This window comes from Kitasatospora sp. NPDC057518 (genome assembly GCF_042802075.1).
GTDB lineage: Bacteria > Actinomycetota > Actinomycetes > Streptomycetales > Streptomycetaceae > Kitasatospora.
The window spans coordinates 1-7,338 of the sequence record NZ_JBHVEU010000452.1 but is presented as its reverse complement, the minus strand read 5'-3'; the positions used below and the strand labels follow the sequence as shown (position 1 = coordinate 7,338).

10 protein-coding genes and 1 pseudogene are annotated in these 7,338 nt (G+C 74.5%); 4 read left to right on the top strand and 7 right to left on the bottom strand.

Features of this window, described 5'->3' with window-relative positions:
- Positions 1-233 (top strand): annotated as a pseudogene (locus tag ACFU7Z_RS32875) (acyltransferase); the annotation flags it as partial.
- 31 nt (positions 234-264) lie between these two features.
- On the opposite strand, the gene ACFU7Z_RS32870 reads toward ACFU7Z_RS32875, so the two are convergent.
- The 3 genes from ACFU7Z_RS32870 to ACFU7Z_RS32860 all read right to left on the bottom strand — a co-directional run bounded on the left by ACFU7Z_RS32870 (position 265) and on the right by ACFU7Z_RS32860 (position 2,212).
- Complete coding sequence (locus tag ACFU7Z_RS32870; RefSeq protein WP_380781543.1) at positions 265-609, bottom strand: hypothetical protein; 345 nt, start codon at positions 607-609, stop codon at positions 265-267.
- A gap of 61 nt (positions 610-670) precedes the next feature.
- Entirely contained in the window at positions 671-1,507 is an 837-nt protein-coding gene (locus tag ACFU7Z_RS32865) for an alpha/beta fold hydrolase (RefSeq protein WP_380781541.1), read from the bottom strand.
- 39 nt (positions 1,508-1,546) lie between these two features.
- On the bottom strand, positions 1,547-2,212 hold the full coding sequence (locus tag ACFU7Z_RS32860; protein ID WP_380781538.1) for a DUF4097 family beta strand repeat-containing protein: 666 nt from the start codon (positions 2,210-2,212) through the stop codon (positions 1,547-1,549).
- Between the two features lie 268 nt (positions 2,213-2,480).
- Here ACFU7Z_RS32860 and ACFU7Z_RS32855 point away from each other — a divergent pair, with 268 nt between their 5' ends.
- Entirely contained in the window at positions 2,481-3,221 is a 741-nt protein-coding gene (locus tag ACFU7Z_RS32855) for a helix-turn-helix domain-containing protein (RefSeq protein ID WP_380781536.1), read from the top strand.
- A gap of 41 nt (positions 3,222-3,262) precedes the next feature.
- Here ACFU7Z_RS32855 and ACFU7Z_RS32850 read toward each other — a convergent pair whose 3' ends face one another.
- From ACFU7Z_RS32850 to ACFU7Z_RS32840, 3 genes are all read right to left on the bottom strand, one after another.
- Complete coding sequence (locus ACFU7Z_RS32850; RefSeq protein WP_380781534.1) at positions 3,263-3,892, bottom strand: multiprotein-bridging factor 1 family protein; 630 nt, start codon at positions 3,890-3,892, stop codon at positions 3,263-3,265.
- Positions 3,889-4,116, bottom strand: coding sequence for a hypothetical protein (locus tag ACFU7Z_RS32845; RefSeq protein WP_380781532.1), 228 nt, complete (start codon positions 4,114-4,116; stop codon positions 3,889-3,891). Before ACFU7Z_RS32845 ends, ACFU7Z_RS32850 begins: the two co-directional genes overlap by 4 nt.
- A gap of 500 nt (positions 4,117-4,616) precedes the next feature.
- Positions 4,617-5,555 carry an NADP-dependent oxidoreductase gene (locus tag ACFU7Z_RS32840; RefSeq protein WP_380781545.1) on the bottom strand — a complete coding sequence of 313 codons (939 nt, stop codon included), beginning with the start codon at positions 5,553-5,555 and terminating at the stop codon, positions 4,617-4,619.
- Positions 5,556-5,667: 112 nt separating this feature from the next.
- Between ACFU7Z_RS32840 and ACFU7Z_RS32835 the strand changes: the two genes are divergently transcribed.
- Both ACFU7Z_RS32835 and ACFU7Z_RS32830 read left to right on the top strand, forming a co-directional pair.
- Positions 5,668-6,078, top strand: a complete 411-nt coding sequence (locus tag ACFU7Z_RS32835) for a winged helix-turn-helix transcriptional regulator (protein ID WP_380744492.1) — start codon at positions 5,668-5,670, stop codon at positions 6,076-6,078.
- 119 nt (positions 6,079-6,197) lie between these two features.
- Positions 6,198-6,587, top strand: a complete 390-nt coding sequence (locus ACFU7Z_RS32830) for a hypothetical protein (protein WP_074006307.1) — start codon at positions 6,198-6,200, stop codon at positions 6,585-6,587.
- Positions 6,588-6,612: 25 nt separating this feature from the next.
- On the opposite strand, the gene ACFU7Z_RS32825 is transcribed toward ACFU7Z_RS32830, so the two are convergent.
- Positions 6,613-7,215, bottom strand: coding sequence for an AAA family ATPase (locus tag ACFU7Z_RS32825; RefSeq protein WP_074006308.1), 603 nt, complete (start codon positions 7,213-7,215; stop codon positions 6,613-6,615).
- Positions 7,216-7,338 lie beyond the last annotated feature (123 nt).

Here is a 7,338-nt window from a genome sequence, read left to right as displayed (position 1 = left end):
GCCCGGCCCAGTGGCTGGGCGCCGTCTCCTTCGGCTTCTACCTCTGCCAGGGCGTCGTCCTCTTCCACGGCCGCCCCCTGCTGTTCGGCGACCGCACCTACCCCGCGCCGCTCGCCGCCCTGCTGACCGTCGCCGCCTTCGGCGCGACCCTGGCCGCCGGCGCCCTCAGCCACGCCCTGGTCGAGCGCCCCGCGGTACGGCGCCTCGCCGGCCGGGCGGCGGGAGCCGGCTGAGGGACGGCGGTACGGGCGAGGGGCGCGCCGTTCAGTCCGTGGGCCAGGCCCGTAGGTCGGCCAGGGTGAGCGTCCGGAAGCGGCCTTCGCCGTCCCCCATGACGAGCAGCTGGAACTGCTCGGGGTCCGACCAGGGGAGCCGCGCGGCGATCCGGGCGAACTCGGCGAACGGCAGGTGGTTCAGGGCGCCGCCGTAGAGGTGGGGAGGCCGCTTCGTGCCGCCCCAGGCGTGGTCCTCGGTGGAGATGTTCCGCAGGTTCCAGCGGCCGGGCAGGTCGGGGCTCAGCGGGGCGAGGCGCGCGTTGAGCTCGGCGACGACGTCGTCGTCGTCCGCCCAGCCGCCGGGGCTGAGCAGGATGGTCGTGATCGCTGACATGCCCCCATGATGGCCGGGGCCGCGCCGGGGCCTGCGGCCGGGTGCTCCGGCGGACGGGCCGTCAGCGGCCGGTGGCGGGGCGGTCGGGGGCGTCGAGGGCGGCGACCTCGCGCACCGCGTCGGCGATGGCGCGGAAGTCCTTCTTCAGGATCGCGCCGTGGTTGCTGGGCACCTTCGCGCTGATCCGGATGTGCGGGTTGCGCGCGGTGACCGCCGGCAGGGCCGCGCGGATCAGCTCCTGCTCGTCGCCCTTGCTGCCCAGCGAGGTCCCCGAGGCGACCACGTACCGGGTCGGGACGGTGATGGCGTCCAGCACCGGGCCCAGGGCGGCGGCGCTGCCGATCCTGCCGAGTTCGATGTTGGACTCCGACATCTGCCGGTGGGTCATCCGCGGGGTCAGGCCGGTGGGGCGGGCCAGTGCCATGAGCGGTGCCCACCGCCGGAACTGCGCGCGGATGCGCTGCTCCAGTTCCTCGGTCAGCCAGTCGTAGGGCAGCGCGCCGTCCACCAGGACCGCGCCGACGGAGCGGCCCGGGTTGCGCGAGGCCCAGTGCGCGGCGACGAACGCCCCGTAGGACCAGCCCACCAGCAGGGCCCGCCGCACGCCGCGGGCCGCGAGGACGGCGTCGACGTCCCGGACGGCGGCCTCGAAGGAGTAGTCCGCGGAGCGCTTCGACGTCCGGCCGCGGGCCCGCTCGTCGTAGGTGATGTGCCGCAGGCCCGGGCCGAGGTCGGCGAGGACGCGCCGCCAGTAGCCCTGGGTGGCGAACTGGCCGTTGAGGTAGAGCACGGGCAGGCCGGGGCCGCCGGTGTCGGTGGCGGCCAGGGCGGTGTCGTCGACCGGCACCAGGCCGGTCCACGGGGCGGGTCCGGTCGCGGGTGCGGTGCTGTTCGTCATGGTGTCCCCCTTGGACGGGTGTCGGGCCCCGGGACGGGGTCAGAGGCTGCGGGCGGTGATGTCGCCGTGGGAGGTGGTGGCGCGGATGTCGAGCACGGTGGCGCCGTCGTTGCGCAGGGAGTTGGCGACGCGGCCGTGGCCGGTGCCGGCGTCCAGGGCGGCGCAGACGCCGGCGGCGGCGCCGACGGTGATGCTCCCGGACTGGGTGCTCAGCTCGACGGTGCCCCGGTGGGCCTCGGTGACGCGGATGTCGCCCCGGGTGGTGCTGATCCGGGCGGGCCCGCCGAGGCGGCCGACCTCGATGTCGCCGTCGACGGCGCTCAGGTGCAGGCTCGCCGCCTCGTCGACCTTGGTGTGGCGGTACGCGCCGTCGAAGGCGACGTCGCCCAGGCGGCCGACGACGCGCAGTTCGGCGGCCGCGGCCTTGCCCCGTACGGCGGAGCCGGCCGGCAGCTGGACGGTGACCTCCAGGGAGCCGGTGGGGCCGAGCAGCTGGCTTCCGGGCGCGGAGGTGACGATCCGCAGGACGCCGTCCTCGTAGGTGACGGCGGTCTGCTCGGCGGCCCGGACGTCGCGGCCCTTGCCGGGCTCGGCGGCCCGGACCTCGACGGTGGTGTCGACGCGCTCGGCGGCGATGAACCGCACGCGCCCGCCGGGGATGTCCAGGACGACGGTGACCGGGGCGGGGGTGGCGAACTTCTGCATGCTGCGCTCCTGTGCGGTTTCGTTCCATCGGTGTTTCCGACATTGGAAACGCTACGTTGCTTTCAAGATCTCGGCAACTAGTTCGTTGCGTCAAAGTAGCGTAATGGCAGGTGGATAGCGGGAAACTGTTGCAACGGACGCACGGGTAACGCAACGGACGTCACCCCGATCATTGCAATGGTCTGAAGGTGAACGCTAAGGTGGGGGCCGACCGGGAACCACACGGCCGACCGGGAACCACACGGCCACCACCACCGAGGAGAACGCGATGCCGGGAGGCAGGCTCACCCAGCAGGAACGCCGGCAGATCGCCCTGGGGCTGGCCGACAGCCTCCCCTACGCCGAGATCGCCCGACGCCTGGAACGCCCCACCTCGACCGTCACCCGCGAGGTCATGCGCAACGGCGGCCCCGTCGCCTACCGCGCCGACCTCGCCCACCGCGCCACCGAACACCGCGCCCAGCGCCGCCGCCCCGCCCCCACGGCCGGCCCACGGCCCGGCACCCACCCCCACGGCCGCGACGACGAGGCCGTGGCCGCCTACGAGGAACAGCTCACCACCGTCCTCATGGGCTCCGGCCTCAACCGGATGGGCGCCCGCGTGGTCACCTGCCTGTCCACCACCGACGCCGGCAGCCTCACCGCCGCCGAACTCGCCCAACGCCTCCAGGTCAGCCCCGCCTCCATCTCCAAGGCCATCGCCTTCCTGGAGAGCCAGAGCCTGGTACGCCGCGAACGCGACGAACGCCGCCGCGACCGCTACATCGTCGACGACGAGCTCTACTACCAGGCCGTCATCGCCAGCGCCCGCGCCAACGACAGGGTCATCGAGACCGCCCGCCAGGGCGTCGCCGTCCTCGGCCCCGGCACCCCCGCCGCCGTCCGCCTGGAGAACATCGCCCGCTTCCTCGACTTCATCAGCGAAAGCATCGTCCGCGCCGCCGAACAGGCCCGCGAAGTCCTCCACACCAAGCCCGCGACTGTTATCAAGGGCGAGGCCCCGGAGTAGGAAGTCGGCCCCGCCGACTTCCTACTCCGAGGCCGTGACGGTCAGGCCGCCCGGCGCAGCGCGGCCTTCTCGATCGTCCGCACCCGCCGCCACGTGTACACCCACGCGTCGATGTCCCGCACCCCGCAGATCTGCAGGAAGTGCCGCACCTTCTCCATCTGCGGAAGGGACGTCGCGTTGAGCATGTCGGAGATCGTGCTGCGCCGCAGGACCTTGCCGTAGGCCGTCTGCCGCTGCTGGTGCAGCCGCGCGCTGCGCTCCTCCAGCCGGCGCAGTGACGGCTCGCCGGCCCAGATCCTGACGTCCTCCAGGCCCGCGACGAACTCCTTCACGGTGGAGAACAGCACGGGATCGGGTTCGCCTGCGGCCGGGACCGGTACGCGCCAGTCGGCGGCGGGCGGCGTCCTGGTGGGCATCCGCATACGGGTGCGGAGTTCCGCCATCGCTTCCTGGTGAAGGAGCAGCGCGCGCTGCTGGGCGCGAGCACCCACGTCCATCGCCTTCAGCAGCGCTCGCAGCTCTTCCTCCGAGGGCAGGAGGCGTCCCCGGATGATCTCGTACACGGTGGCGGCATCCATCTCGGCCCTGTGTGCGAGCTCTTCCATGGACCGCTCGGAAACGGATCGACGGTGTTTCTGCAGCTCGTGCGCGAGCTCCTCGCGTGCGGTCATCGCCGCCCCCGCACGGCCGTGCCGGAGGCCTCGACGGCGGCGGTGACGATGACGGTCACCAGCGCCTCGACGGCGTACCCGAGGACGATCAGGGCGATGACGCCGGCCAGGGCGACCGCGAGGAACGCGGCGGACAGCGCGGCCCGCCGCAGGCCGGAGTCCTCGGCGGGCGGGGCGGTGGGCGGCGGCGTGCGCCGTACCGCGCATCGGAGTTCGAGCAGCACAGTGGTCCCTTCTGAACCTCAACCCGGACGTGGGGATTGCCGTCCCCTGGGCCACCCGGCGGGTGGTTGGGCCAGATCATGCGCGGGCCGCCAGGCGCCGCGCAAGTTCCCGCCCGCGGCTCCTCCGGCGGCAACCAGGCATTGCAAGAGTTGATGTGACTGACTGTCGGGACGGATTCGGACACCATCGCCACGCCGCCGGCGCCCGCGTGTCCGAAGCCGTCCGGGACTGTCCGAGATCGTCCGGGCGCCGTCGGGCAGGCCGCCGGGATCACGCCTGCTCGGAGTGGTCCAGCGTCCGGGAGTGTCCGAAGCCGTCCGGTCGGCTTGGTCGCAGCGCCGCCGAATGCAAGAGTTGCGATCCGAGAGCCCTTCCCCTCAACCCGGACGGTCTCCCCGGGCGGAGCGCTGTTGCCGCAGCCCCGCCGTGACGCGGATCACATCGGAGAAGGCCTGTCCCCGTCCCGGGAGCAGGCCTTCTCCTCGTCCCCGCCCACCGGTCAGGGCGTCAGGAGCAGCCGCCCGCGCAGGCCTCCGGCCTCCAGGCGGCGGTGGGCGTCGGCGGCGCGGTCCAGCGGGAGGCTGTCGGCGACCCGCAGGGTGAGGCGGCCGTCGGCGGCGAGGTCGGACAGGCGGGCCAGCGCCGGGCCGTCGGCGGTGATCCACACGTTGGCGACCCGGATGCCGCGCAGGGGCACCGGGGCGCTGCCGGCCGCGACCGCGACGAAGGCGCCGCGGCCGCGCACCGCGCCCAGGGCCCGTACGCCCAGCAGGGCGGCGTCGACGGCGCCGTCGACCCCGCCGGGCACCGACTCCCGTACGGCGGCGGCCACATCGGGTGCCGTGCGCGGCACGAACCACTCGGCGCCCAGGTCGCGCACCAGCGGCTCGTCGTCCTGTCCGGCGAGCGCGACCACCCGCAGGCCGCGCAGGGCGGCCAGTTCGACGGCGAAGCCGCCGACGCCGCCCGCCGCCCCGGTGACCAGGACGGTGGAGCCGGCCGGCAGGTCGAGCAGGTCCAGGGCCTGCAGCGCGGTGAGGCCGTTGAGCGGCAGGGTCGCGGCCTGGGCGAGGGTGGCGCCGGCCGGGGAGGGGGCGAGGGCGTCCGCGTCCAGGACGACGTGCTCGGCGTAGGTGCCGAGGTCGGTGTCCAGGCGGTCGCGCAGGCCCACCACCCGCTGGCCGAGCGAGAATTGGGTCACCTCGGGTCCGACGGCGTCCACCGTCCCGGCCACGTCCCAGCCGATGCCGGTCACCGCGCGCGGGGCCATCAGCCCGGCCCCGGCGAGCACCCCGGAGCGGGTGACCGCGTCCACCGGGTTGACCCCGGCCGCCGCCACCCGCACCCGCACCTGCCCGCGGCCAGGGCGCGGCAGCGCCACCTCCACCAGCTCCAGCACCTCGGGACCGCCGAACTCCCGCACCACCACGGCACGCATCACGACACCCACCCCTCACGAATCGGCAACTCCACCCAACCTAAGGAGAGTTACTCTCCATGGGGAAGGACGCACCCGAAGGTGCGTACCGCACGGAAAGGAGAGTGGGCCGATGCCCACCACGACCGCCGCCCGGCGCCGCGCCGCCGAGGCCGCCGCCTACGACGCCTACCTCGCCTGGTGCCCGGCCCGCCAACTCCTGGACCGGATCGGCGACAAGTGGGTCAGCCTGCTCGTCTCCGCCCTCGCCGACGGGCCGCTGCGCTACAGCGACCTGCGCCGGCGCCTGGCCGGGGTGAGCGAGAAGATGCTCACCCAGACCCTGCGCGCCCTGGAACGCGACGGCCTGGTCAGCCGCACCGTCACCGCCGGGGTGCCTGCCCGCGTCGACTACGAGCTCACCGGGCTCGGGCGCGACCTGCTGCCGCTCGTCCGGCAGATCAAGGACTGGGCGGAGAGCCACATGCCCCAGGTGCTGGCGGCCCGTGCCGCGTACGACGAGGACCACCGGACACCGGAATGACCCGGGGGACCGGGGACGGTCCGGGCGCAACCTCCGGCGGGGCGGCTCGTTGGGCGTATGGGTCGAACCGACCGGCCGGGGGCGGGAGTACGCCCCGGCCCTGACGGATGGGGACGTTCATGACCGACACCGACACCGCCGCGGACTCCGCGGTCCGCAGCGGCAGCCCGGACTCCGCGGTCGACCGGGTCGCCGACTTCTACGGCGCCTACGTCGACGCCGTCTCCGACGGCACCGACGACCTGGGCACCGAACTGCGCGCCCACTACCTCACCGAGGACTTCCGACAGCGGCTGGCGGCCTGGGAGGAGGCCAACCATGCCGACGGCGTGCTGCGTGCCCAGGACGTGCCCACCCGCTGGGAGGTGCGCTACCACGACTCCGGCGCCGGGCACCTGTTCACCACCGTCACGCTGACCTGGGGCACCGGCCCCGACGCCGGGCACACCCGGCTGGCGGTGCAGAGCGACCTGGGCACCAAGCTGATCTCGGACATCGAGGAGGGCTGACCCGCCGTCACGCCGCCCCCGGGGGTCACGCCAGGGCGGCGGCCAGGCGCTCGGGCAGGGTGGCGTACGGGCGGCACTCGACCACGGGCAGCGCGTGGGCGCGGGCCTGGTCGGCGAGCCAGGTGCTGTAGCGGGCGCTGACGGCTGCGCGCTCGGGCTGCGGGCCGCTGTCGGGCTCGCGGTCGGCGTAGTTGGCGCCGATGCTCCGCGGGTCGTCCTCGTGCAGGAAGACCGCGCGCACCCGCCGGCCCTGCTCGGCGGCCTCGGCGGCGGCGCGGGCGGCGGCGGCCGGGGTGAGGTAGTCGCCCTCCACGATCGCGGGCACGTCCACGGTGAGCCGGTTGCGCACGACGCCGAGCAGCGCGTCGTCCAGGGCGCGGGCGGTGGCGATCTGGAGTTCCAGGACGCGGTCGGCGCCCAGCGCGTCCGGGTCGGGCACGGCGGAGAAGTGGTGCAGGCCGGGGTGGCTGTCCGCGCTGGTGGCGGCCTGGAGGGCGGCCACGACGTCGTCGAACTCGACGACGAACGCGCCGTGTCGAACGCGCAGGAGGTCGGCGGCGCGGCTCTTGCCGAGGCCGGAGGCCCCGCCGATCAGCAGGACGTCCCACGGGATTTCGTCGGTATGCATACCGGCACGGTAAGCGGTTCGGGGTGCGGGTGGGCTCCGGGGGGTGGGGGAGGCGGCCGAGGGCGCGCCTCCCGGCCCGGCCCCCGGCGCCCGGAAGCCGGCCCCGCGGATGCCGGCCCGGTC

Bases quoted from the DNA above. Each gene is read 5' to 3' on its own strand.
- ACFU7Z_RS32860 (WP_380781538.1), bottom strand. From the start codon at position 2,212: ATGCAGAAGTTCGCCACCCCCGCCCCGGTCACCGTCGTCCTGGACATC.
- ACFU7Z_RS32870 (WP_380781543.1), bottom strand. From the start codon at position 609: ATGTCAGCGATCACGACCATCCTGCTCAGCCCCGGCGGCTGGGCGGAC.
- ACFU7Z_RS32850 (WP_380781534.1), bottom strand. From the start codon at position 3,892: ATGACCGCACGCGAGGAGCTCGCGCACGAGCTGCAGAAACACCGTCGA.
- ACFU7Z_RS32825 (WP_074006308.1), bottom strand. From the start codon at position 7,215: ATGCATACCGACGAAATCCCGTGGGACGTCCTGCTGATCGGCGGGGCC.
- ACFU7Z_RS32840 (WP_380781545.1), bottom strand. From the start codon at position 5,555: ATGCGTGCCGTGGTGGTGCGGGAGTTCGGCGGTCCCGAGGTGCTGGAG.
- ACFU7Z_RS32855 (WP_380781536.1), top strand. From the start codon at position 2,481: ATGCCGGGAGGCAGGCTCACCCAGCAGGAACGCCGGCAGATCGCCCTG.
- ACFU7Z_RS32830 (WP_074006307.1), top strand. From the start codon at position 6,198: ATGACCGACACCGACACCGCCGCGGACTCCGCGGTCCGCAGCGGCAGC.
- ACFU7Z_RS32865 (WP_380781541.1), bottom strand. From the start codon at position 1,507: ATGACGAACAGCACCGCACCCGCGACCGGACCCGCCCCGTGGACCGGC.
- ACFU7Z_RS32835 (WP_380744492.1), top strand. From the start codon at position 5,668: ATGCCCACCACGACCGCCGCCCGGCGCCGCGCCGCCGAGGCCGCCGCC.